The 25,486-nt window shown below is 57.0% G+C and carries 20 protein-coding genes; 6 read left to right on the top strand and 14 right to left on the bottom strand.

The genetic code is table 11. The features are described 5' to 3' along the window. The first annotated feature begins 6 nt into the window (after positions 1 to 6). Positions 7 to 387, top strand: a complete 381-nt coding sequence (locus ICA16_RS00360) for a DUF2388 domain-containing protein (RefSeq protein WP_191627711.1) — start codon at positions 7 to 9, stop codon at positions 385 to 387. Here the strand turns inward: ICA16_RS00360 and ICA16_RS00355 are convergent, their stop codons facing one another. Continuing rightward, positions 388 to 1,221, bottom strand: a complete 834-nt coding sequence (locus tag ICA16_RS00355; protein WP_210699620.1) for an undecaprenyl-diphosphate phosphatase — start codon at positions 1,219 to 1,221, stop codon at positions 388 to 390. Between the two features lie 569 nt (positions 1,222 to 1,790). Here ICA16_RS00355 and ICA16_RS00350 point away from each other — a divergent pair. From ICA16_RS00350 to ICA16_RS00340, 3 genes are all read left to right on the top strand, one after another. After that, positions 1,791 to 2,531: a winged helix-turn-helix domain-containing protein gene (locus tag ICA16_RS00350; RefSeq protein WP_150617589.1), complete on the top strand. Its 741-nt coding sequence runs from the start codon at positions 1,791 to 1,793 to the stop codon at positions 2,529 to 2,531. A gap of 272 nt (positions 2,532 to 2,803) precedes the next feature. Then, on the top strand, positions 2,804 to 3,463 hold the full coding sequence (locus ICA16_RS00345; protein ID WP_210700156.1) for a winged helix-turn-helix domain-containing protein: 660 nt from the start codon (positions 2,804 to 2,806) through the stop codon (positions 3,461 to 3,463). Positions 3,464 to 3,850: 387 nt separating this feature from the next. Beyond that, positions 3,851 to 5,245, top strand: a complete 1,395-nt coding sequence (locus ICA16_RS00340) for an undecaprenyl-phosphate glucose phosphotransferase (RefSeq protein WP_150604471.1) — start codon at positions 3,851 to 3,853, stop codon at positions 5,243 to 5,245. Positions 5,246 to 8,178: 2,933 nt separating this feature from the next. Here the strand turns inward: ICA16_RS00340 and ICA16_RS00335 are convergent. From ICA16_RS00335 to galE, 6 genes are all read right to left on the bottom strand, one after another. Then, positions 8,179 to 10,257 carry a YjbH domain-containing protein gene (locus ICA16_RS00335; RefSeq protein ID WP_210699619.1) on the bottom strand — a complete coding sequence of 693 codons (2,079 nt, stop codon included), beginning with the start codon at positions 10,255 to 10,257 and terminating at the stop codon, positions 8,179 to 8,181. Beyond that, positions 10,254 to 10,982 (bottom strand): capsule biosynthesis GfcC family protein, encoded by a 729-nt coding sequence (locus tag ICA16_RS00330; protein WP_210553206.1) that lies wholly within the window; start codon positions 10,980 to 10,982, stop codon positions 10,254 to 10,256. Before ICA16_RS00330 ends, ICA16_RS00335 begins: the two co-directional genes overlap by 4 nt. Positions 10,983 to 11,011: 29 nt before the next feature. Beyond that, positions 11,012 to 11,677, bottom strand: a complete 666-nt coding sequence (locus tag ICA16_RS00325) for a YjbF family lipoprotein (protein WP_210699618.1) — start codon at positions 11,675 to 11,677, stop codon at positions 11,012 to 11,014. Between the two features lie 11 nt (positions 11,678 to 11,688). Beyond that, positions 11,689 to 12,804, bottom strand: coding sequence for a polysaccharide biosynthesis/export family protein (locus ICA16_RS00320; protein ID WP_210699617.1), 1,116 nt, complete (start codon positions 12,802 to 12,804; stop codon positions 11,689 to 11,691). A gap of 91 nt (positions 12,805 to 12,895) precedes the next feature. Further along, entirely contained in the window at positions 12,896 to 13,132 is a 237-nt protein-coding gene (locus ICA16_RS00315) for a hypothetical protein (protein WP_150604475.1), read from the bottom strand. 231 nt (positions 13,133 to 13,363) lie between these two features. After that, positions 13,364 to 14,380, bottom strand: a complete 1,017-nt coding sequence (galE, locus tag ICA16_RS00310) for a UDP-glucose 4-epimerase GalE (RefSeq protein WP_210699616.1) — start codon at positions 14,378 to 14,380, stop codon at positions 13,364 to 13,366. Between the two features lie 390 nt (positions 14,381 to 14,770). On the opposite strand from galE, the gene galU reads away from it, so the two are divergent. Both galU and ICA16_RS00300 read left to right on the top strand, forming a co-directional pair. After that, the gene (galU, locus tag ICA16_RS00305) at positions 14,771 to 15,604 is read left to right on the top strand and encodes a UTP--glucose-1-phosphate uridylyltransferase GalU (protein ID WP_042560129.1); all 834 of its coding nucleotides are present in this window, start codon (positions 14,771 to 14,773) and stop codon (positions 15,602 to 15,604) included. 47 nt (positions 15,605 to 15,651) lie between these two features. Then, positions 15,652 to 16,062, top strand: a complete 411-nt coding sequence (locus ICA16_RS00300) for a phosphohexomutase domain-containing protein (protein ID WP_150617585.1) — start codon at positions 15,652 to 15,654, stop codon at positions 16,060 to 16,062. A 271-nt stretch (positions 16,063 to 16,333) separates the two neighbouring features. Here ICA16_RS00300 and ICA16_RS00295 read toward each other — a convergent pair whose 3' ends face one another. From ICA16_RS00295 to ICA16_RS00265, 7 genes are all read right to left on the bottom strand, one after another. Beyond that, the gene (locus ICA16_RS00295) at positions 16,334 to 17,464 is read right to left on the bottom strand and encodes an SGNH/GDSL hydrolase family protein (protein ID WP_210699615.1); all 1,131 of its coding nucleotides are present in this window, start codon (positions 17,462 to 17,464) and stop codon (positions 16,334 to 16,336) included. A 153-nt stretch (positions 17,465 to 17,617) separates the two neighbouring features. Further along, positions 17,618 to 18,661 (bottom strand): acyltransferase family protein, encoded by a 1,044-nt coding sequence (locus ICA16_RS00290; protein ID WP_150617583.1) that lies wholly within the window; start codon positions 18,659 to 18,661, stop codon positions 17,618 to 17,620. A gap of 12 nt (positions 18,662 to 18,673) precedes the next feature. Further along, positions 18,674 to 19,777, bottom strand: a complete 1,104-nt coding sequence (locus ICA16_RS00285; RefSeq protein WP_150604480.1) for a hypothetical protein — start codon at positions 19,775 to 19,777, stop codon at positions 18,674 to 18,676. Then, positions 19,768 to 21,000, bottom strand: a complete 1,233-nt coding sequence (locus ICA16_RS00280; protein ID WP_210699614.1) for an MATE family efflux transporter — start codon at positions 20,998 to 21,000, stop codon at positions 19,768 to 19,770. Before ICA16_RS00280 ends, ICA16_RS00285 begins: the two co-directional genes overlap by 10 nt. Then, complete coding sequence (locus ICA16_RS00275) at positions 20,997 to 22,109, bottom strand: polysaccharide pyruvyl transferase family protein (RefSeq protein WP_150592508.1); 1,113 nt, start codon at positions 22,107 to 22,109, stop codon at positions 20,997 to 20,999. Before ICA16_RS00275 ends, ICA16_RS00280 begins: the two co-directional genes overlap by 4 nt. 15 nt (positions 22,110 to 22,124) lie before the next feature. Further along, positions 22,125 to 23,207, bottom strand: coding sequence for a glycosyltransferase (locus ICA16_RS00270; protein ID WP_210553164.1), 1,083 nt, complete (start codon positions 23,205 to 23,207; stop codon positions 22,125 to 22,127). Positions 23,208 to 23,234: 27 nt separating this feature from the next. Further along, positions 23,235 to 25,463, bottom strand: a complete 2,229-nt coding sequence (locus ICA16_RS00265; protein WP_150617581.1) for a polysaccharide biosynthesis tyrosine autokinase — start codon at positions 25,461 to 25,463, stop codon at positions 23,235 to 23,237. Between the last annotated feature and the right edge of the window lie 23 nt (positions 25,464 to 25,486).

The following is a 25,486-nucleotide window of genomic DNA, read 5'->3' as shown; positions in this document are numbered from 1 at the left end:
TTGTTTATGCCCGCGTTTAGCCGTGTTTTATTCAAGCGATTCACCCTCCTCGCTTTACTCCTTACCGTCCCTGCCACCGCCTGCGCCAGTTGCGATTTTTTGAAAGGGTGCGGTGATGGGGAAGATGGCCCTTTTGAATCAACCCAAATGTCTGGCTTTCTGGTTTTCACGACGACGATGATCACGGTCGATGGGATGTCGGACATGTCCGGACTGAAAAAACGTGTTTATTCGGTAGAGGAAGTTGAAGCGTCGCGCTATTACCTCGCCAGCGACGGCATGCTGCAAGCCGCGTATTTCACCTCCGCCTTGCAGCGTTTTCGTCAGGAATCCCCCGACAGCGAGTTAAACGACCTCGCCGTCGCCGCGCTGATCAGCAGCCAGTAATCAGCTCGCCGCAGCCGCCGTCCAGTTCACCCAGCCAAACACCCACGTGGCCAGAATCAACAAGCCAAACGCGATCCGATACCAGGCGAACGCGGCATAGCTGTGGTTAGCGATGAACTTGAGCAAGCCGCGCACGGCGATCATGGCGAAGATGAATGCGGTGACGAAGCCCAAGGCGAAGACCGGCAGGTCGCTTTGCTGGAACAGGTCGCGGTATTTGTAGCCTGAGTACACCGCAGCGCCGACCATGGTCGGCATGGCCAGAAAGAAGGAGAACTCTGTGGCTGCTTTGCGCGACAGGCCGAACAGCAGGCCACCGATGATGGTAGATCCGGAACGCGATGTGCCGGGAATCATCGCCAGGCACTGTACGAAACCTACCTTAAGCGCGTCAGACCAGCGCATGTCATCGACATGCTCGACGCGAATCACGTGGCTGCGCTGTTCGGCCCACAACATCACGATACCGCCGACAACCAAAGCGACGGCGACTGTGATCGGGTTAAACAGGTAGTGATGAATGATGTCAGCGAAAAGCACACCCAGAACCACGGCCGGCAGAAAGGCGATCAACAGGTTGAGGGTGAAACGCTGAGCGTTGCGCTCGGTCGGCAGGCCTTTGACGATTTCGAAGATCTTCGGCCGGAATTCCCAGACGACGGCAAGAATGGCACCCAGTTGAATAATGATGTTGAACGCCATGGCGCGTTCACCACCGAACTCCAACAAGTCGGCAACGATAATCTGGTGACCAGTACTAGAGATCGGCAAGAACTCGGTGAGGCCTTCTACTGCACCCAAAATCAACACCTGGAAAAAGGTCCAGAAATCCATTAATCCTCCGTCAGAGCGCTCTTGGTGAGCGAATGGTCGATAACACTCAGGGATTGAGTATCTGAAATAATACAAAGATCAAAAGATCGCAGCCTTCGGCAGCGCCTACATTTGGAAAGCATTAACCTGTAGGAGCTGCCGAAGGCTGCGATCTTTTGCTCTTGTCAGCAAAGGAGATTACGTCTTATCAAAAGACACACTCAAGCCATGTTAATAAACGTCCGTGTACGAACTAATGTGAAATTATTTAGGCACTTAGTAGGAAAAATTTCATTGCGTCAATAAAATGTGATCTACCTCACATTATCAGCGGGTGGCCATACAGTGGCCAATGGACATAAACAAAGATGTCGCCATGAGTTCAAAATAGTGGCACAATTTCATATTGCCACCACTAACTCACTAGTTCACGATCCCGAGAAAATCAACTAAAAGCTTGAAAAGCTTATTTATTGTTAGAAAACTCGGGAGCCACGTCTAAAAACGGCGTAAATGTTACCAATTGTCAGTCACAGATGAGAACCGGTGCTTTAACATCCCGATGTCAGCACCTAATTTCGAGTCAATGCATGATGCTCTCAGGGAACTTGGCGACTAGAAGTCCGCGCCCGACAATCGACGTACCAGGTGTACTCACTCTGGGTCGAACCCGTGGCGTGGCGGAACATTTTAGTGCGCTACTCACAAAGCTTGTGCGAACCGATATGGCGCTTGAAGCCAACTCGTACACTGATGCCTATATGCAGAATGAAGATTCTGCCTTGTATCGAGCAATCTTCATTGTCATCGACAGCCCACAAGCACTCGAAGACAATCTTGCGCTGGTCGAAAACCTGCGCAACGACAACTTGAAACCGCTCATTTGTGCAGTAATCACAGGTCGCGGCGCTTTCAACAAGATCAAATACTTCCTTGCCGGTGCCGACTTCTGTATCAAACTCAATACCCTCTCCGATGACGGCGCCGAGTCGCTGGGAGAGTTCTTCAGCAGTGAAGAATGGCAAAGAGACATCAATCTGACTCTTGATCCGACTCGGATCTGTCTGCTGAGCACTAACAAAAGGCTGGACATCTCGTTTGCCGAGATGAAAATCCTTGAAGCGTTTGCGCAAAGCAATAATCACATTCTCAGCCATGATGAAATCGCCAACATCATGGGGCTCAATCCCAATTTCTACGATCCTCGTGCGCTGGAGAAGTCCATCAGTCGCTTGCGTGGAAAAATCAAGGACGTGTATGGTACAAACGCGATTCAGAGCATCCGCGGCTATGGCTATCGCCTGATGCGGGGCCTGATATCGACTGCCTGAGTCTCGGGCAGCCATCCCTTTTGCATACTCACGAAGGATCGTCTGATGCAACGATATATCTCTTGTTTCACTTCACGCCAACCTATAAAAAAGCGATCGAATGAGCGCAACAATATAACAATAAACTCAACAACATAGCAGCAGAACGAGTGGAACTTATCGAGGGCCAATTTCGGGCCCAGACCCTGCCTGTCGATTACTTCCAAGGAAGTCATTGCTCGCCTGCCGATTTACCTTTTAACCAATTTTGGTGCGCAGTTAAGGAGAGAGACATGGAAACTAGTACAACCCTCCCCAGAAAATATTTTGTTGTCGTGACCAACAGTACAGCGTCGCAACGTGAACTCGAGAACATCCTGTCCAGCGAGCGCTTCAATTCACTGGGCACGTCTCAGGCACAAATGTTTATTGAAGGTGCTACTTCGCCCTCTTCCGCTCCCATGTTGATGGAGTTCACTTACCCAAGCGGCACCCGAAAGCACGTTGCCCGCACGATTGAACATGACACCCAGCGTATATTGGCGACACTCGAATCCGAGTGGCGGGCAGCACAATCAAGCAATCCCTTTCGCAGCGCCCCGGCCATAACCGGCGAATCCGGCAAACTGTCTGCTGGTGTAGAAGACGTCACGCCGTGTACCGAAACCTGGCATCTGGATAATGATCAAGGCGCATTGGTCAAAAACGATGTCGAGATCAGTCTTACCGGGCTGGAAACTGCACTGGTTAGAAAAATGCTCAATCACGAAGAGCGGGTTGTCAGTAGAGATGACTTGATCCTGAGCATCGGCCGAGAGCCGGAGCAGTATCGCGGACTGGAAATGTGCCTGAGTCGTCTGCAAGACAAATTCAAAAGCGCCAGCCAAGGTGAGCGACTGTTCCGTGCCGTAAGAAATCGCGGTTATTGCCTCATCCAGGACATCGTCGCGTAAACACAGGCGATATCTGCGAACACACAAACAGATAACAGTGCGATTACAAAAACAACAAGAGCACTCTGTTTGGTTCCATCTCCCTGATTAAAAAAATCCCTGCCTCCACCGTCTAACAGTAACAAATACAACAACCACTATTCACCCCCTCCTCTGCGACCTTTTCTAACAACCGACTATTTAATTATTAAAAAGTTGGCATTGTGCCATCTTGTTAGAACTCGTCAGACACCATTCCCGACAATAAATTAGTCTATTGACTGACGACAGTTCGGCCTATCGACGTTGTTACTTTCAGAACACTCAATAGAACAAAAACAATAAATCTGACTAACAACTCGGCTTTCAACTGTTGAAACCTGAATGGACGTCTTTTGGGGATATCGTATGGATCTTTCTCTTAGTATCAATCGAAGCACGGGCCTCAAGGGACTTACCTTCTGGGGACAATGGGCGCTGGCGCAGGGCTTTATCGTAGCCCTGCTGTTTGTATTGGCGGAACAGCACACGGGCACGGTCGCGTTCTACTACCGGATGTGTGCAACGCTGGCGGTACTGGCATCAGTGCCGGCTTACACGTTCAGTGGCGTTTATCGTAAACGGGATAATTATCTGACGGGGCTGGGACGCTTGTTCATGGGCTGGTCCATGACCATGGCGGCGTTGGCTTTCATCGCGTTTGTGTGCAAGGCCGATGAGTTGTTTTCCCGACAGGTGATCCTCAGTTGGGCGGTGTACGGCTTCCTTGGCCAGGCATTGTTGTACGCGCCGTTACATGCGTTTTCGAAGTTCTACCAGCGTTCGCGTAAAAGCGAGCACAAGACCCTGATCGTCGGTACAGGTGAGCTGGCGCTGGGGCTGGCGAAGAAGCTGAGCCAAATTGAAAACCTGCCGCTGGTAGGGTTGATCAGTAACGGCGTGGTGCCTTCGCTTACGTCGGATGCACCTCGCGTGGTCGGCGCCCAGGAAGATCTGCTGGCGTTGATCGAAGCCCACGATATCCGCCGTTTGTACATCACCCTGCCGCTGTCGGAAGCGGCGAAAATCGAAGCCATGTATGTCGACTTGCTCGGCGCCAACGTCGATGTGGTCTGGGTGCCGGATCTGAACAGCCTGACGCTGCTCAATCATTCGGTGAAAGTCGTGGACGGCCTGCCGGCGATCTACCTGAACGAGAGCCCGCTGACCAGCCGCCCGACCGCTGCACTGAGCAAAAGCCTGATGGAGAAAAGCGTCGCGCTGCTGGCGATCATCCTGTTGAGTCCGGTGCTGGCGATCATTGCCTTGGCCGTGAAGATCAACTCGCCGGGCCCGGTGTTCTTCAAGCAGGATCGCCACGGCTGGAATGGCAAGGTGATCAAGGTCTGGAAGTTCCGCTCGATGAGCGTGCACGATGACAAAGAGGTCAAACAGGCCAGCCGCAACGATTCGCGCATCACTGCTGTCGGACGCTTCATCCGCCGCACTTCGCTGGATGAATTGCCGCAATTGTTCAACGTGCTGCAAGGGCACATGGCGCTGGTCGGCCCACGTCCACATGCGGTTGCGCACAACAATTTCTACTCGGGAAAAATCCTCGCTTACATGGCGCGTCACCGGATTAAACCGGGTATTACCGGCCTCGCCCAAATCAGCGGCTGCCGGGGTGAGACCGATACCATCGACAAGATGCAGCGACGTGTCGAGATTGACCTGCAGTACATCAATAGCTGGTCGCTGTGGCTGGACCTGAAGATCCTGGTGAAGACACCGTTTACGTTGTTGTCGAAGGATATTTACTGAAGGTTGGCGTTACGCAGTGCATGACCGCAGGGGGACGAAAGTCCCCTTTTTTGTGCCTGGAATTTTGGAGTCAGCCAACATTGCCGTTGAATGTGCCGCCGCCATCGCTGGCAAGCCAGCTCCCACAAAATCTCGGTGTGCCTGAGGTTTCGTGGTCGGGCACAGAACCCATGTAGGAGTGAGCCTGCTCGCGATAGCGGTGGGTCAGGCGACTGATATCGGCTGGTCTGACGCTATTGCGAGCAGGCTCACTCCTACAGGGGAAATAGGGTGGACGGGATTTGGTGGGTGACATATGACCCCGTAGGAGCTGTCGAGTGAAACGAGGCTGCGATCTTTTGATCGTAAAGATCAGGATCAAAAGATCGCAGCGTTCCGCAGCTCCTACAGGGGATTTGTGGTGGATCCGAATCTGGGGCTGCGGCGAATGACCCTGTGGGGATGGCTTGCCAGCGATTGCGGTAGGTCAGTCAACATCAGTGCTGAATGTGCCGCTGTCATCGCTGGCAAGCCAGCTCCCACAAAATCTCGGTGTGCCTGAGGTTTCGTGGTCGGGCACAGAACCCATGTAGGAGTGAGCCTGCTCGCGATGGCGGTGGGTCGTCGGCTGATCTGACGCTATCGCGAGCAGGCTCACTCCTACAGGGGAAATAGGTGGGACGGGATTTGGTGGGGGACATCTGATCCTGTAGGAGCTGTCGAGTGAAACGAGGCTGCGATCTTTTGATCGTAAAGATCAGGATCAAAAGATCGCAGCGTTCCGCAGCTCCTACAGGGGATTTGTGGTGGATCCGAATCTGGGGCTGCGGCGAATGACCCTGTGGGGATGGCTTGCCAGCGATTGCGGTAGGTCAGTCAACATCAGTGCTGAATGTGCCGCCGCCATCGCTGGCAAGCCAGCCCCCACAAAATCTCGGTGTGCCTGAGGTTTCGTGGTCGGGCACAGAACCCATGTAGGAGTGAGCCTGCTCGCGATAGCGGTGGGTCAGGCGACTGATATCGGCTGGTCTGACGCTATTGCGAGCAGGCTCACTCCTACAGGGGAAATATGGCGGGACGGGATTTGGTGGGTGACATCTGATCCTGTAGGAGCTGTCGAGTGAAACGAGGCTGCGATCTTTTGATCGTAAAGATCAGGATCAAAAGATCGCAGCGTTCCGCAGCTCCTACAGGGGATTTGTGGTGGATCCGAATTTGGGGCTGCGGCGAATGACCCTGTGGGGATGGCTTGCCAGCGATTGCGGTAGGTCAGTCAACATCAGTGCTGAATGTGCCGCCGCCATCGCTGGCAAGCCAGCTCCCACAAAATCTCGGTGTGCCTGAGGTTTCGTGGTCGGGCACAGAACCCATGTAGGAGTGAGCCTGCTCGCGATGGCGGTGGGTCGTCGGCTGATCTGACGCTATCGCGAGCAGGCTCACTCCTACAGGGGAAATAGGTGGGACGGGATTTGGTGGGGGACATCTGATCCTGTAGGAGCTGTCGAGTGAAACGAGGCTGCGATCTTTTGATCGTAAAGATCAGGATCAAAAGATCGTAGCGTTCCGCAGCTCCTACAGGGGATTTGTGGTGGATCCGAATCTGGGGCTGCGGCGAATGACCCTGTGGGGATGGCTTGCCAGCGATTGCGGTAGGTCAGTCAACATCAGTGCTGAATGTGCCGCCGCCATCGCTGGCAAGCCAGCCCCCACAAAATCTCGGTGTGCCTGAGGTTTCGTGGTCGGGCACAGAACCCATGTAGGAGTGAGCCTGCTCGCGATAGCGGTGGGTCAGGCGACTGATATCGGCTGGTCTGACGCTATTGCGAGCAGGCTCACTCCTACAGGGGAAATATGGCGGGACGGGATTTGGTGGGTGACATCTGATCCTGTAGGAGCTGTCGAGTAAAACGAGGCTGCGATCTTTTGATCGTAAAGATCAGGATCAAAAGATCGCAGCGTTCCGCAGCTCCTACAGGGATTTGTGGTGGATCCGAATTTGGGGCTGCGGCGAATGACCCTGTGGGGATGGCTTGCCAGATTGCGGTAGGTCAGTCAGTCAACATCAGTGCTGAATGTGCCGCCGCCATCGCTGGCAAGCCAGCTCCCACAAAATCTCGGTGTGCCTGAGGTTTCGTGGTCGGGCACAGAACCCATGTAGGAGTGAGCCTGCTCGCGATGGCGGTGGGTCAGGCGACTGATGTCGGCTGATCTGACGCTATCGCGAGCAGGCTCACTCCTACAGGGGAAATAGGGTGGGAAGGGATTTGGTGGGTGACATCTGACCCTGTAGGAGCTGTCGAGTGAAACGAGGCTGCGATCTTTTGATCGTAAAGATCAGGATCAAAAGATCGCAGCGTTCCGCAGCTCCTACAGGGATTTGTGGTGGATCCGAGTTTGGGGCCGCGGCGAGACCCTGTGGGGATGGATTGCCAGATTGCGGTAGGTCAGTCAGTCAACATCAGTGCTGAATGTGCCGCCGCCATCGCTGGCAAGCTCCCACAAAAAAGCCCCCCACCGCCCTCGCTTCTAACCACTCAACACAATGAGCGTTAGCTCGAGTGCAGCTCTTGATCTTGAAAGCCCGTCGGGAGGCTGAGTGGAGGGATTCATCCGGGGAGTACATCGAAAGGAGGTGCAGCGAAGCAAACCGGAATCGATGCCCCGGATGGATTCCGGAGCGAAGGAACCCCGAGCTTTAGCGAGCGGGCCGGACGTCAGGGCAAAGCCTTTCGGGTTACCTTTTCGGCGTTTGGAAAAGGTGACCCGCCGTAAGGGCGGAACCCTGAGAAGCCGTTACCGCAGCAACGGATATGTACCCCAACCAACAAAAACATCATCAACCAAGCGGACGCCTTCGCGAGCAAGCTCGCTCCCATAGTTGAACTGAGCACACCTGCAAAAACTGGTCGGCTGGCAAGCCAGCCACACAGATTGAGTCCTCGCAAGACCAGTGATTACTCAGTGATCTTCTCAAAGTTGCGATAGAACATATCGTCATCGCGACTATCGGTCATCGAGTGCAGTTGATAACCGCGATTGAGCCGCGCGCCGCCGTCTCGGGTCAGCGGTGCCCAGACCAGGTTGGCGCGACGCATGGTCGACATGCTCATCATTTCGTCGAACGGAATCGACAGATAGAGGCCTTTGTCGAAGCTACCTTCACCGTACTCGGCGCTGCTGGCCGTGGTAATGGTCGCCCAGCCTCCGAAGCGTACGCCATTGGAAAACTCGCGAGAGATGTCCAGCGTGCCGCCCCAGTCACCGGCCAGGTAACGGCCAACGCTGACAGCCGCCAGCATGTCGTACGGCAAGTCGGTATAACCGGTGACATGCCCGGTCACCACCGAGTAATCACGCAGGCCAAAACCCTGGTCGTATTCACGTTGGCGCACGTAGTTGAGGTCCGCGCCCACCGACCAACGCTCGCCAGTCGGGCGGAACAGCACCTCGCCCCCTACGCCGGCAAACATCGACTCCAGATAACCGCCATAAACCATGCCATACAAGTCTTTATCCAACTGCTCGGCATGGCTCACCTGGAACATCGGCATGGTCACTTCGGACTCGGTCAGGTACTGACGCATATCCGTGCGCACACGCGGCAAACCGCTGGGTGCGTCGTAGGTGAATTTGTCGAAGTTGTTGATCAGGTTGGCGCTGAGCAAACCGTTCCACCAGGTGTTGCGGTTGAAGCGGTACTCGGCGTCCGCGTCGGCACTGATTTGATAGAGAAAACCATCCGGGCCGCCGACGTTTTGCTTGAAGCCCAGACCCACGCCGTAACTGAAGTGCTGCGGCGCTTCGCTGTAGAGGGTTTTCTCGTTGTGTGGCATCGCCGGATTGATTTCGGTGGTGCGGTGCAACGACAGCAGCGGCTCCTCGTTGTTGATCACTTCACGAAAGGTATCGCGGGGCACGCTGGTTTCTTCCAGCGGCAAGTCGTAGCGCTTGTTGACCACGGTGAACCAGTTGATGTCGTCGTTGACGCTGTTGTCGAGAATCCGGCTCGCACGACCGACCGCTTTGGACGAATGAAAATAACGCTGCTGCTCGCCATACACGATCAGCTCGGAATCGCGCTGGGTGATGCGCTCGACCTTGTAGCCGGCGTTTTGCTGCAAACGTTGCGAGACGTTGGCCCAATCGACCTGCTCCATCGACGTGGTCGGCATCTTCGCCGGCAGCGGTTCCGGGGTTGGGTCGTAGGTCTTGGCCGGCGCCTTGCGGCTGACGAAATTGGTGTGAAACGTCACGCCGAACATCGCCGTGTTGCCGCGCTCCCACGCCGCACTGATGTCGACCGAATCGGCGACCTTGAACACCGCGCCGAAGTTGATCGGCGAGTCCTGTTTGATCACGTTGTCCTTCGGCTCGTGCTTGTAGTCGTTGCCTTCGTATTCGAGTTTCAGGCTCAGGCGATCCCATGGCGTCTGATAACTCACACCGCCGAAAAACGAAGGCTTGCCGCGAAAGTACGAACCTGAGTTGACGTCACCGGTGCCTTCGAGCGCAGGCCTTGTATCGAAGCGATCACTGACATAGCCCAACGGGTTGTCGATGTCGCCGCGATTGCCCAGGTAACCCCAGGCAATGCCGGCGCTGAAATCGAAATTGTCGTAGCGCTTGTTGGCGACGAAATATTCACTGGAGAACAAACCGGTACCGCCGATATCTCGGAAGCCCAGCGCCACATCGGGCAGCCAATGGCTTTCCTGCCACAGCCGGACTTTGGCGTCGACCGCCTTATCCTTATAGCTCTGGCTGCCGCTGAGGGCCTCGGAGCCGTACGGCCGGTTGGTGATCGCGGTGTAGCGAAACGAGCCTTCGAGCCAATCCAGTGGCTGCAACGAAACGCTGTAACGGCTGTAAGGCTCGGTGCGGTTGGCGTTGACGCTCAACTCGCCGGCCGGGGCCATGCGCGCCGTCGGCGTCTGCAACAGGCCTGTGCCACCGAAGTCACTTTGAGTAATACGCGGCTCGGCATGAGCCAGACCAACGGGCAATAACAACACAGCTGCAAAACGAAAATTCAACGAACCACCTCAGCCAATTGCGTGGCAATCAATTCGGCCAACTGCTGATTCAGTTCAGGAAGAGGCGGATCAAGATCATCATTTTTGACCGGCACCAGAATCTTGCTACCGGCGACGGGAATGTGCCCGCTCTCGCGATTCCAGTGAGCGATACCGACGCGCCGCGTAACGCCGTTGGGCTGGATCAGCCACAGGTAATCGGCCTCGGCATCGCTCAGGATCGAGCAGCCTTGCAGGTAATCGCGGGCTTCCTGCAACGGCTGATAGGGCAAGTGGCACGGCTCGGCGACAGCACCGAGCACTTCAACTTCGTCGACGCGCTTGGGGTAGATCAGGCGATCACCATCGTCCAGACGAATGTTGCGCGCGAAGCCGACTTCGATCGCGACCGGATCAAGATCGGCAATCTGCCGGCCAGTCACCGGCATCTGCCGGACTTGCTCGGTCAGCCGCTGCGCCAGCGCCCCACGGCTCGGCATATCAAAGAGCAACGCCATGCGCTGCAAGACATCCAGATCGAACAGCACGCCAGCCTTGAGCCGCGCCTGCTCCTCCAGCAACGACTGGCGCAGCAACACGCCCGCCAACCAATAACCTTCAGCATTGGGCACGGCTTCGCTGATCACATCGAACAAGCGCCCGCCCGCCGGCAATTCAATCGGCCCGGGATTGGCGACATCCCCCGTCACCGTGACAGCGGCCTGGCTCACACCGGCAATCAACATCAGGCACGCTGAAAAAAAGCCCAAACGCTTCACGGCAGATGCCTGCGATCAGGTGTCAGTTGCACGATTCTGACGCGCAGTTGCGAGGTCAGTTGCTGCTCACTCTTGAAGATGAAACCGTCACGCGGATCAACCCAATAACGATTGGTCGCACTCAGGCCGATGGCCGGGGCGTCAATCTGCTCATCGACACGTAGCACGGTGTATTCCTTGTCAAGAATGTCGAGGGTTTCCGTCGAGCGGCGGGTGAAACGACTGTTGACGATCACCCCGACTTCCTGGCCCTTGTAGAGGTCGATCCAGCGCCGAGAGGTAAAGCCATCGACGACTTGATGCAGGCCTGACTTGAACGGCGAATCATCCGCCAGACGCGTGCCGTCGAGATCGCCCTCAAGGCCCAGGCCAATGCTGCGCACAGCGAGACCATCGCGCAGCAGCAGCACTTGCTTGCCGGAGGCGACCCAGAACTGCAGGTCTTCACGCTCGCGCACCAACGCCAGCACCCCGGAGCCGGACGGCGTGGTCAATTTGAGTTGCGGGTAGTTGACCTCGGCCACCTGAGCCGGCGTCACGTCCACTTCGTCAGGGCCGATCACCGCCGATTTCAGGTTGTTCAGCGACGCGCTCATCAAAGGGTTACAGCCACACAACAACAGGGTCGCCATCAGGCAGACACCCACTTTCAACGTGTTCACAGTCGGCGGCCTTATTTGCTGTTGTTACTGTATTCGCTCCAGTTCTTCGCAGCGGAAGCCCCGGTCCCGACAATCGACGCCGACGGCACCAACTGGCTGATGAAGCGGTTCCAGCGCGTCACGTTCGCAGGCCCGACATACACGACGTCCTGCGGCTGCACTTGAAAGTGCGTGGCCAGCGCCATGGCTGTCGGCGACTCGGCGTTCAACTGGTAGATTTTCGCCGGCTCGACGTCGAGATTTTCCACGCCGCGAATGACGTAAACCGCGTTGCCGTTGGAGGTGGTCTGGCTCAAGCCGCCGACCGAACCGAGCACATCGGAGAGGTTCATCGTCGCCGTCTTGAAGCTCAATGCGCGCGGCTGGTTGACTTCACCCATGACGTAAATTCGCTTGTTGTCGTTGTACGGCAGGTACAACTGATCGCCGCCCTTGAGGTACACGCCTTGCAACTCGGAATCCTGTTGATTGAGCGAGTCGAGATTGAGCGGATACATCCGCCCGTTACGCGTCAGCAGCAGGCCGGACAAATCCGCGTTGTTGGTATCGATGCCGGCCGAACCCAGCGCTTCGACCACGCTCAACGGGTTGGTCGAAATCGCTTGCGGGCCGGCCTTCGCCACCGCGCCGGTGACCACAACTTTCTGACTGGCGAAACGCAATACGGCGACGTCCACCTGCGGCTCGGCGATGAACGCCGACAGCCGTTGTTCGATGTCTGCGCGCAGTTGCTGGATGGTCCGGCCGGCGGCCTGGACTTCCTTGATGAACGGGTAATACAGCGTGCCATCCGAGCGCACCAGACGGCCGTTGGCATCGATCTGTTGCTGCGCACCTGACGGCGCTGTCAGCTCGGGGTGATCCCAGACCGTGATGTACAAGACATCGTTATTGCCGATGCGGTACTCGGCCGGGGTCGTCAACAACTCCGGCGGCAGCGACGTGCGCTTTTGCGTGGCGCGGGTTGTAGAGATCAGCTTGGGCGTGATCGGAATCAGCTCGACCCGGCTACTTTCACTGGCACCCTGGCGGGTGATGTCGCTGGTGCTCAGGTATTGGCCCGGAGAAAACATGCAACCTTGTAAAGCGAGACTTGCCAACATTAAAAGAGAAAAACTACGAGTCATAATGGCACTACGCTATTCAAGGGCGGATCTAAAAAAAGAAGTCACCCGACTTGCGTCGGGCGACCCTGTACTGCACTAACAAAAACTACTGTTAGTTATGCGTGCCGGTTGTACCGGTGGTACCCGTCGTACCGGTGGTACCGCCGTTGGCACTGCCACCGCTGTTGGACGCCGCTACTGCACTGGCGACCATTGCAGTACTGGCTGCAGGGGCTTGCGAAGCCGCTACACTACCGCCTACATTGGTCGCCGCAGTAAGCGGCGCTTCAGCTGCGGCAGCCCAGTTGCTCAACATCGTCAACAGGGCAACTGCCATCACTTTCTTCATATCAACTCCTTTCTAACATTCGACCTGTTAAAAACCGGCCGGTGCTAGAGGTGGTAGAGTTCAAGTCCGCGAAAAATGCGAACAAGATCCGTTGTTCTTTCACAGTCCTACGCAACTGATAAAAGTCGAACGGCAGGTTTATATCTACGGACTTGCAAAAGGCATTTCCAGCGTATTTTCCCGACGATATCTAACACCTGACCGAAACTAACATTGGGCATCAAAACGACATTATCGGAGATAGCCCTTCGGATGGTTCGATTGCCAGCGCCATGTATCGGTGACCATGTCCTGCAAGTTGCGCGTGGCTTTCCAGCCCAGCTCTTGCGCAGCTTTGGATGCGTCGGCCCAACTCTCGGCGATATCCCCCGAACGTCGCGGCATCACCCGATACGGCACGGGTTGTCCGCAGGCCTTTTCGAATGCGTGCAACACCTGCAACACGCTGTAGCCATCGCCGGTGCCGAGGTTCCAGGTATGAATGCCGCTGCGTCCGGAAATCGACTGCAAGGCTTTCAAATGCCCGTCCGCCAGGTCGACCACGTGGATGTAATCACGCACACCGGTGCCGTCGACCGTGGGGTAATCGTCGCCAAAAATCGACAACTCTCGCAGGCTACCCACCGCGACCTGGCTGATATAAGGCAGCAGGTTGTTGGGAATGCCGTTCGGGTCTTCACCCATCTGGCCGCTGTGATGCGCGCCGATCGGGTTGAAGTAACGCAGCAAGGCGATGCTCCAGCGCGGCTCGGACTGGCACAGATCGCGCAGGACGTTTTCGACGATCAGCTTGGACTGGCCGTAGGGATTTGTCGGAGTACCGGTCGGAAAGTCTTCGCGGATCGGCATCTGCGCCGGCTCGCCGTAGACCGTGGCCGATGAGCTGAACACCAGGCGAAACACCCCCGCCGCCGCCATCGCCTGACACAACGTGATGCTGCCGCTGACGTTGGTCTCGTAATACTCAAGCGGCTTGCGCACGCTCTCGCCGACCGCTTTGAGACCGGCGAAATGCAGCACGCCGTCGATGGCATGCTCGTTGAATATCCGGTCAAGCAGCGCCCGGTCGCAGACATCACCGCGAATCATCTGCGCACTTTTACCGCAGATGGCCTCCACCGCATGCAGTGCCGCATCGCTGCTGTTGCAAAGATTATCCAGCACGACAACTTCATAACCTGCTTCAAGCAGCGCAAGTGTGGTGTGCGAGCCGATATAGCCGGCGCCACCGGTTACCAGAATCTTCATAGCGCGGTCCGTGATTGGAGAAGTAACAAGTAGCGTGTCAAGCCTGTTGTTGTGGAGATGTGTCGCAATCCACACAAACCAGGCGACAACAACCGAAAACAAAACTAGTTCAATGACTGGCAATAAATATTTTTGCAGGTCACACTGTATTGCCCGGTACTTATTAGCACTGCAAGTGCGCTCATCACTATCAACAGATACCGACTAAAAATAACTAATAACGTGCCATCCGACATCTCATAACATTGTCGCGATTTACCGGCGCATTCAATTGCTATTAATAACCTGACTCAGGTATTAAAGCAGTCGTTCAATAACTATTGAAACTTGCACTCCTTCGTTAGTGCGCGCACCCGTTGGCTGTGTTCCATGACTGTCCAGGATACTTTTATGATTCGTAAATGTTTGTTCCCCGCTGCCGGATATGGCACGCGTTTCTTGCCAGCCACCAAAGCCATGCCGAAAGAGATGCTGCCGATCGTCAACAAGCCGTTGATCGAATACGCCGTCGAAGAAGCACGCGATGCCGGCCTGCAACACATGGCCATCGTCACCGGCCGGGGCAAGCGTGCGCTGGAAGATCATTTCGACATCAGCTACGAACTCGAACACCAGATCCGCGGCACCGAGAAAGAGAAATTCCTTGCCGGCACCCGCGAGCTGATTGACACCTGCACCTTCTCCTACACGCGCCAGGTGGAAATGAAGGGCCTGGGCCACGCGATTCTCAGCGGTCGTCCGTTGATCGGCGACGAGCCTTTCGCCGTGGTCCTGGCCGATGACCTGTGTCTGAACCTGGAAGGTGATGGCGTGCTCACGCAGATGATCCAGCTCTACAAGAAATTCCGCTGCTCGATCGTTGCGATCCAGGAAGTCCCTGCCGATCAAACGCACAAGTACGGCGTGATCGCCGGCGAGCTGATTTCCGATGGCATTTATCGGGTCAACAACATGGTCGAAAAACCGGCGCCGCAGGATGCGCCTTCGAACCTGGCGATCATCGGTCGTTACATCCTGACGCCAGACATTTTCGACCTGATCGCCGACACCCAACCGGGCAAGGGCGGCGAGATCCAGATCACCGACGCCTTGATGAAACAGGCGCAAAACGGTTGCGTGCTGGCCTACAAGTTCAAGGGCCTGCGCTTCGATTGCGGCGATGCCGAGGGTTACCTGCAAGCAACCAACTTCTGCTACGAAAACGTCTACCTCAAGGGCCGCTGAGACGGCTCCCACATCCACCGCCCACTTTTCACTTCAGGCAGGCCTCTATGAACATTGCACAACATTCGGCAGACATTGAACGTGAGGTGGGCAACCTCGGGGTAGTCAGTTGGTTGTCGCGCCATCAGCCGTTGCCCAGCGCCAACGAGTCCTGGCTGGGCAGCATTTTGCTGGTGGAGCGCATTGGCATGTTTCCGTCCTCCGGCGATATTCGCCGGCCACTGGCGGATCCCTATCCCCTGCTCGCTCACCTGAAAAAGCTCTATGGCGAGCAGGCGCTGGAAATCGATGACCGCGACGGCCTGAAAGTGATTTTCAGCGACTGGCGCTTCCGCGTGCGCATCTGCTGCAACGACCCGGCGATCATCATCAACGTGGAGACGCGTTGTGATACGCGGTTGATGCCGCAGAAGCTTGCGGAGTTGTTGAGTCAACTGGACGGCTTCGAAAAAGCGTAAGCCCCAACGCTCACCTGTTGATTTTATATCCCCGCTATCCCCGCTATCCCGGTTATCCCGGTTATCCCGGTTATCCCGGTTGCCCCGGTTTGCTCGGTTGGCTCGGTTGCCCCTGTAGGAGCTGCCGAAGGCTGCGATCTTTTGATCTTGGAAAACAAAGTCAAAAGATCGCAGCCTTCGGCAGCTCCTACAGAGGTATGCGTTTTCATGCCTTCACACGCGGGACAGAGGTATGCGTTTTCCTGCCTTCACACGCGGGACAGGGGAACGATCACAGTGGGGAAGCGGCGCAACCGTCCTTGGCGCCAGTGATCCAGCCGTAGAAATAATCGGCAATCACCTTTCCACCCGTAGCCGGCACTGGATGAATCTTGTCCGGGCCGATCATCGCGGCCGCATAACGTTTGACGTCGCTGCCGAACGCGCATTGCAGATTGGCGTACCCCAGATGTTGGGACTGAGCCCAAGGCTGCAGAACCTGCGCATACGCCGACATCGGATAAGCACTGGAGCGCGTGGTGTCCTGACGCATGATCAGGTTGATGCTCGCCGCTGGCTGAATCTCGCGGATCATTGCCACCAGACCCTGCACGTTGTGCAAATACGTCTCGGGCTTCACGCCAAAGCCCTGATCGTTGCCACCGAGCATGATCAAATAAACGTCGGCAGGAATCTTCGACACGGCCGCTTTCCACTGTGTCTGCCACGTCGGATCGCTGTGATAGAAGTCAGCGGATGCCGCGCCTGACGCCGCCAGTTTGGACACCCGCACGCCACCCTGATCGTTGCTCATCCACAGGCCGAACAGGGTTGGCGCCCCTTTCACCACCTCCAGCCGAAACGCCCAATCCGCCGCAGTCGGCGTGTCCGGCAATGGCACCTCTTGTACGCCGGAACCGGCGAGCTTCAAGGGTTTCCAGTCTTGCGCTGGCGTCCAGCGATAGCGGACCTCACTGGACTCACCGTTGCCCAGATAAAGTAATTTCGCGTGAGTGACGGCGGTGTTGATCGCTGGAGTCGGGCTGGCATCGACCTGCAACCATGCACCCGGCCGGCCCGTCACTGTGCGGCTATCGGGGCTGGCCTGGCCGAGGCCGGAGACCTTCCAGTCGCCGCCAAAATACTTCTCGCTGCTGCGGGTGTATTTGAAGTGTGTGCCGCCCAGCGCTGCGCCGTGGTTGAAACCGACGTAGCCAGGCCCGGCGAAACCCACCTCCCCGGCCACCCGCTGCACCAGTTTGTTCAGATAGAAATCCTGCCCGGCGCTGTAGCTGTCGCCGATCACCGAAACCGCCAGCACCTTGCCAGCCTTGCCTTCACGCCATTGCGCAAAACGCTCACGCGCATCCCCCACCTCAACCACCGACGCTGCAACGGGCTGAGCGTCATCAACTGCCAACATGCATAAATTCCTTCATTCAATAATGCCCCCTGTAGGAGCATTCGAGTGAAACGAGGCTGCGATCTTTTGATCTTGCTTTTGAAGATCAAGATCAAAAGATCGCAGCGTGCCGCAGCTCCTACAGGGATACCGCTCAGTGTGCTCACGAAGCTTTCAGCTATTGATTGGCGCCACCGGAGTGATGATCGCTGGCGGTTTCTTCTTCGCCGCCCGCTCCCCCAGAAACAGCACCGAGGTGAAGTTGAACCGACTGAAAATCATCGACAACACCACTGGTCCAAGCAACCCGCACGCCACGCCGCCGAACACCAGCAAGCTCTCATCCTTAACGCCCAGACGTCCCAGCACAAACCGCGAAGTGGCGGCGAACAAAACATGGAACAGGAAAATCGCATAGGAATACCCGCCCAGCCACGTCAGCCCCTTCGAGCGCATATCGCTCGACAGCAGCGCGAAGCAGGACACGCACCCCACCGTCAGACCAATCACACTACGGCGATCAACAATCAGCTCGCGATCCACTGCCGCGACATACAACAGCGTCAGCGAGATCAACACAAACACCAACGGCCCGATCATCTTGAAGCGCTGCCTCAATGCGTCGACGTTCTCCTGGCCGATCATCCCCGCCACGAAAAACGGCAGCAGGTAGATCGCGCCGTTGATGCCGAACGCATCGAAGGTGAACGGCGGCAGCAGAAAAATCGCCGCAGCAAAGGCAAACAGCAGATACAAGCGCGTTGGCGAACGCAGCAGACCCCGCCACTCCAGCAAGCCGACGAACATGAAAATGATGAACACGGCCTGCAAGAACCAGAAGTGGTTGATCGGCACCCAGAACGACAACAACGCGTCGATCACACCGACATCCTTGTTCACCCCCGGGCCTACCGCCTGCAACACCGAGAACGGCACACCCACGCAAAACAGCGGCACGATCAGGCGCCGAACTTTGCCGGTGAAGAACGTAGAAAAGTCATTTCCGCGGATTTTGTAAATCGAGTAGATGTAGCCGGAAATGAAGGTGAACAGCGGCATGCGCACATACACCATCGAGTCGGCGAGCACTCGAAACGGTGAGCCCAGATCGATCTTCAAACCACCGCCCAGCGGGCCGATGACGTGATAGAGCACCAGCAGCAGGCACGCCAGGCCGCGCAGGGTTTCGATCTCCAGGGACTTTTTCTTGCTCGACATAAAGCACCTGCCTCAATTCAGAATTCTTGATTCAACCTGCACCGGTTTGTTCGCGCGCAGCATCAGGCCCAGGCCCACAAACAGCACTGGCACGACCATCGAGAAGTGCCGGGCGAAGGAGCCGAAGTCCGGTTCGAACAAACCCTGCACCAGCAAAAACGCCAGCGGAATCGCGATCAGTTCCTTGGGTTTGGTCTGGATCGGTGTGCCCTTGTAATCGGTTGACGTGATGACTTTGAACAGCAGCAGCGTGGTCATGATCATCAAGGCGACGAAGATCGCCTGGCCCGGACCGGACAGCAGAATCAGCTCCACGGGGAACGACAGCCGGAAGAAGATGATCATCGAGTCCAGCGCTTGCGAGACGAAGTCACTGCCGCTGAGCCACGACACGATCAACGATTTCGAGCCCTCCTCCCCCGCCGTGCGCAACTCGTTGTTGCTCGCACGAATCGACGACACCGGAAACCCGAGCGCCAACTGAATCGCCGTGGCGACCGCCAGGTAGAACAGGAACAGCATGAGGAAAAAGGTCGTTCGCGAGACGTACTTTTTCATCACGCAGACGCCGACCCAGGACAGCGAAAACAGAATCCAGTACGGCCGGATCAATACGCCGTAGATCACCGCCGACAGGAAAAACCCGCCGCGATATTTGCGCGTCAACGAGCTGAGCAAAATGCTCAGCACCGCCACCGAGACGATGATCTCCTTGGTCAGGTTTTCCAGAAAAAACGAGCGGACGATGCCCCACAGACACAAGGTGCCGAAGATCGCCAGCGGCATGCGCCGGAACACTACGACCGGAATGGCCGTGAGGAAAAAATTGCAGAACATGCCGTAGGCCCAGGCGTTGGTCAGATCGATCCCGGTGGGCCGCAGCAGGAACGCCGAACACTCGTAGGACGAGCGATCCGGCGAGAACGGATTCCAGAAATTGCAGTTGTCGGCGCGTGCATAGGACGACCATAACGTCATGGCATCCGGCCCGGGCGCGCGAGGGACCAGCAGCGGCATGGCCACCGACAGAAACAGACCGGTGAAGAGGATCAGGAACGAGACGTACGAATCGAGTTTCTTGCCACGGAACTCGATGCACGGCAGCTTCAGGCCCATGACACAGCGGCCTTCTTCGCACCGGTCACACGGGTCAACACGGCAATCACGCCAAGCTGCACGATGATCGCAAAGACGTTGCCCCACGCCGCGCCATAGATCGAATAGTGCTTGATCAGCAGGTAGCTGACCGGCACCGAAACCAGCAAACAGATCGCCGCGCTGGCGAGTGACACGCGACTGTTTTTCGAGGCAATCAAACCGCCCCAGACGATGTCGCCAATCGCGCGCAAGGCGAAGGAAAAGATCAGCACTGCGAGGATCGCGTTGTCCGGACGTGGCACGCTGGTCGCGACGTAATCGAGCACCACGTTGAAGAACAGATAAATCGCCACCGCTACCACAGCGGACACCACCAGCGAGCGCATGACCCATTTGTTGACGAATAATTGCCTGACCGTAAACGCTTGCTGATCGGCCTGAAAACGCTTGGCCAGCACCGGAATGCCGACCACCGCCACCACCGCGTAGGATAACGCTTGCAGGGTGTTGGCCGCCGACCACGCGTACACGTATTTACCTAGGCTGGCGTAGGGTTCGAGGTCGATGATCAGAAAGCGTTCGGCGTACTGACTCAACGCGATCAGACCGGTGCCGAGGTAGAACGGCAATCCGGCCTTCCACACAGTCGCGGTGGCCAGCGTTCCGGCTTCTCGCCCGCGATGAACGTTCACCACAATCAGGTAGCCGGCGATGATCACCAGCACGTTGGCGACCACCCACAGCCACAACACACTGGCAATGCCCGACACCCAGCCGAGCATCATCCCGCCCACCGCCAACAACGCCCACAGGCCGGTCTTGATGAAGAACAGCAGCGCGCCCGCCGTGGCTTTCTGCGCGGAAAACACGAACGAGTTGATTTCGAACGACAGGTGTTCGGTGAGCAACACCAGAGTCACGCAGAGAATCAGCGCCATCGGCGCCTCGACTGCCTGGAACACCGAATAAATCAGCACTGTCACCACCGACAACACCAGCCCCACCGCCAGATACAGCAGCAAAACCTTGTCGACGACCCGGCGCGAACTGCCGCCGACACTGATCAGCCGATTGATTTCCGAACTGAAGCCGACGCTGTAGAACTTCGAGGCAATCAACGATGCCGCGACCACCACGCCGTAAAAGCCCAACGCCTCATAACCGAGGTAATGAGTGATCGCCAACACCAGCAAAAACTTCGCGCCCAAGGCTCCGCCGCGAAGCAGTAGCCGAAATATCATCGAACGATCCCTTTGATGATCTCGTCCATGGCCACGGTTTTTGCCTCGATCTCGCGGCAGGTGTCGGTCAGGCGCTTGCCGAAATTCGACAGCGCGTTCGGCGCGTAAACCGTGTTGATGATGGTATCGACATTGATGTCGCCGCCGTTGATCACCCAGTCCTCGACGCCCATGTCCTGATAAGCGCCGAAGCCCTTGCGCTCGTAGCTGATGTGGTACGCCGGAACACCCGAGAGCAGCGATTCGATCGCGCCGTGCAAGCGCACGGAAATCACCAGATCCGGCTGATACTTGGCAATTGTCGCCTTCAGTGACAGCAAGTCTTCGCTGATGCCCAGTTCGCGATAGAACGCGCCGTCATCGTTGCCGCGCACGGCACTTTGCACGGCGCAGACCACTTTGCTTTTGTTCTTCAGGCGTTGCAGCAACACCTTCAGATTGGCGACGTAGGCGACCTTCTTTTCCTTGCTCCACTCTGGAGGCTTGCGCAGCACGACGCACACCGTGGCCGGCGACGCGGCGCAACGGGTGAACTTGGGTTGCTGCAGAATTTTGCTGGCCAACGATTGCACCGCCAGATCCGGCGCGCGGTAGACGTTTTCACAGGCATCGAAGATCGCCGACGAACGATTGTCACGCACGAACACCGCATCGGCACTGGCGTAATGCTCGACGATTTTGCTGCTCTCGCCATGGAACGGGCCGATGCTTTGCGGCAGGTACACCGACGGCACTTTGCTGAGGATCGCGGTTTCCAGTTGCTTGGCGTGGCCGAGTTTCAACTTGATGTGCTCGAAAGCACTTTTCGAGCGCATGTAACCGCCGCCGACGCCGACGATCAGGTCGGTTTTGCGCAACAGATCGGCGAGCCCCGCGTAGGACTGATTGAGAAACACCGCTTGTTTGACCCGCCCGAGCCCTTTGGCTGCCATCACCGGCGCGTCAAAACGTGGGTGCGGCAGGTAGCTGAAGGATTGCGGATCGGAGGCCACAACGCTGATCGCGGTGTCGTCACCAAAGTTGCGCTGCACCAGGGCAATGGCCAGATCGACAAGAAGACCGTCACCGGAGTTGGACGCACTGTAGCCATGCAAAATCGTTACGTTCATAAGCTTGAGTTCTACTTAATAAGTGGGAGCGCGATACAGATCGTAGGTCTGGCGGATCATCAACGCGGCGCTGAAACGCTCGCGGACAATGCTGCGGCCCTCGTTGCCGAGGTCGAGCAAGCGCGGCTTCTGGATTTTCGCCAGCACATCGGCCAGCGCCTGGTGATCACCGGTCGGGAAGACGTAACCGGACACCTCGTTGCTGACCAACTCGGGCAGCGACGTGCAGTCACTGGCGATCACCGGCAGCCCCATGGCCATGCCTTCCAGCGGCACCATGGCAAAACCTTCCCAGCGACTCGGGACGATCAGCGCATCGGCTTGCTGATACAACGCGTGTACTTCGCTCGGTGTCACCCACGGCAGGTATTCCACCGAATCCATCGGCGGGCACTCGACCGAGTCTTCGTTGACCGCACTGCCGACCACGGTCAGTTTCAGATCGCTGCGCTGCACCTTGGCGTAGGCCTTGAGCAACACGTCGAAGCCTTTCTGGTAGTCGAGGCGACCGACAAACAACAAATGAATCGGCTCGGGATTGGCGATTTTTGCCGCCTCGTCCCGGCGATGAATGCCGTTGTAGATAAGGCGCATGCGCTTGCGCTCGATGCCGAAACGCGCGGCTTTGTCGAGTTCGTACTGACTGACGCAAATGATCACGTCGGTGACCTTCTGCAAGACGCGCTCGATCCACGCATAGACTTTCTGCTTGATCGGCGAGCTTTCCATCAGGAACGAAAACGCATGCGGGCAGTAGACGATCTTTGGCTTGCGCCAAGGTCGCAGCAGCACGCAAACGCAACGGCCGATCACCCCGGAAAAGGTGCTGTGCAGATGCACCACATCGGGTTTTTCCTTGAGCATCACCTGCGCCAGGCGCCAGGCGAAACGCAGCAGCGACGGCACGTTGCGCCCGGTCCGGGCGAAGGTGCGGATCTGCTGCGCAGCAATGCCGTGCAGCTCTTTTTCCTGATCCTGCGGGACCAGATAAACCAGCTCGTAATTGGCAACGTCGTCTTCGGGCGACGTCGAAATCGTGCGAATGACCGTCGCGACTCCACCTTTGATTGTCTCAGCTACATGCAGTATTTTTTTCACAACTCACCCACCTCATGTATGGACAATTCAGGATTTGTCGGACGCGTATTCGTAGTTGTAATAGCCGTAGCCGCCGTTGCCGTAGTAACTGGCCGCGCGCTTCTCGACACCGTTGAACACCGCACCTTTCAACTCGATGCCGTTCTGCGCGAAGCGGCGAATGGTCAGTTCGATTTCTTTGGCAGGGTTCACCCCGAAGCGCGTGACGATCAGGCTGATGCCAGCCTCACGACCAACAATCGCCGCATCGGTTACCGCCAGCAGCGGCGGCGTGTCGATGATCACCACGTCGTACAGCTCACTGAGCTCAGCCAGCAGCTCGCGGAAGTTGGCGTGCATCAACAGCTCGGAAGGATTGGGCGGCACCTGGCCGCGACTGATGAAGTGCAGGTCAGCGCCTTCGATTTTCTTGATTGACTGCTCAAGGCTGCAGCGCTTGACCAGCAGATCCGACAAACCATTGGCGATCGGTACGTCGAGGGTTTTGTGCAGATGCCCTTTGCGCATGTCGGCGTCGATCAGCACCACACGCTGACCGCTTTGCGCCATGACGGCAGCAAGGTTGGAAGAGACGAAAGTCTTGCCGACCTGCGGGCTCGGCCCGGAAATCATGATGCGGTTGTTGGTCGAGTCCAGGCCGGCAAAGTGCAGGCAGGTACGCAGGCTGCGGATCGACTCGATGGACAGATCCGTCGGGTTGCGCAACGCCAACAGATACGCCGGTTTGTCCACGCCATCGCGAGCGCGACCTTTTTTGCCATCCTCTTCCTGTTGCAGCGCGCTGTAAGGAATCGACGCGTACACCGGCAAGCCAAGTTGCTCGATGGCTTCCGGCCCTTCCAGACCCCGGCTGAGGGATTTGCGCAGCAGCACCAACGCCACACCGACGAAGGCGCCGAGGAAGGTTGCGATCAGCACGATCAGGGCTTTCTTCGGTTTGACCGGGCTGGTCAGGTCGACGTCGGCAGTGTCGACCAGGCGCACGTTGCCGACGGCGCCGGCGCGGACGATGTCCAGTTCCTGGGATTTGTTCAGCAGTTGCGTGTAGATCTGCGAGGCCACTTCGACATCGCGGGTCAGGTTCAACAGCTCCTGTTGCGTGGCCGGCAAATCCTGAACCTTGCCTTCAAGCGACTTCTGCTGTTGCGTCAGTTCGCCGATCTGGCTCATCAGTGCGCGATAGGCCGGATGCTGTTTGGTGAACTTGCGATCCATCTCCGCCTGCTGCATTTTCAGCTCGGAGATACGCGTCTCGAGTGCCACTGTCTGACCGAGCACAGACTGGGTTTCCAACGAGATGTTCACGGTCTTGCCGTGCGTCTGGTAGGCGTTGAGCGCATCACTGGCCTTGGCCAGATCGCGTTTGACCTGCGGTAGCTGGCTTTGCAGGAAAGCCAGGCTCTGCGCCGCTTCGGCAGACGTGCGACGCACATTCTGCTCGACGTACAGCGCGGCGATCTTGTTGAGGATCTTCACTGCCTCAGGCGCATCGGCGCTGGCCAGCGCGAGGCGGATGATGCCCGACTCTTTGCCCTGCTCGGAAATATCCAGCGCATCCTGGTAGCTCTGGATAGTCACGATCCGTGGATTGCGCACCACCTGGAACTGCGTGCCAGGGTTGGCCGACAGATGAGCGATCAGCCCTTCTACGTCATCCTGGGCGAAGGCTTCGCCCACAACACCTTCTACCAGCAAGTTGTCGTTTTCATCGAACAGCTTGAAATGCTGCTGCTCGCCGGCAATCAGCGTGAGCTTTTTGCCCAGCAGTTCTTTGGGCAGGTTGAGCTTGGCGATCTCGACACGCTCGCCGCCCCACGCATAGCTGTTCATGCCGAACTTTGGCGGCGCGACGCTGAACTCGGTTTCGCCGCGATAACGGCGAGCGAGAAAACCGCCAATCAGCGGGAACGTATTAGGCGTGACATCGATATCCAGACGCAGGTCATCGACGGTTTTGCCGATCACCGCGCGGGACTTGATGATGCCGATTTCGGTCACCGACGGCGATTGCCCACCGAGCATGCTGTTGAGGTCGGAGAAACCGAGCATGTCGTTCTTTTTCGGTTCGACCTGCACCAGCGCGTTCGCCAGGTAAACAGGCGTGGCCAATACCGCATAGGCAACGCCGGCGGCCATGAAGGCACCGGTGAGTGCGCCGATCAACCATTTCTGGTCAATCAAACTGCCGAATATGCCGAGCAGATCAATACTGTCTTGATCATTGTCACGGTTGGCGATTACTGACGGTAACTGCATAAGTCTGTTCTTACCATTCACTG

The sequence above is a fragment of the Pseudomonas anatoliensis genome (assembly GCF_017976235.1).
GTDB lineage: Bacteria > Pseudomonadota > Gammaproteobacteria > Pseudomonadales > Pseudomonadaceae > Aquipseudomonas > Aquipseudomonas anatoliensis.
This window is presented reverse-complemented; position numbering and strand designations above follow the sequence as displayed.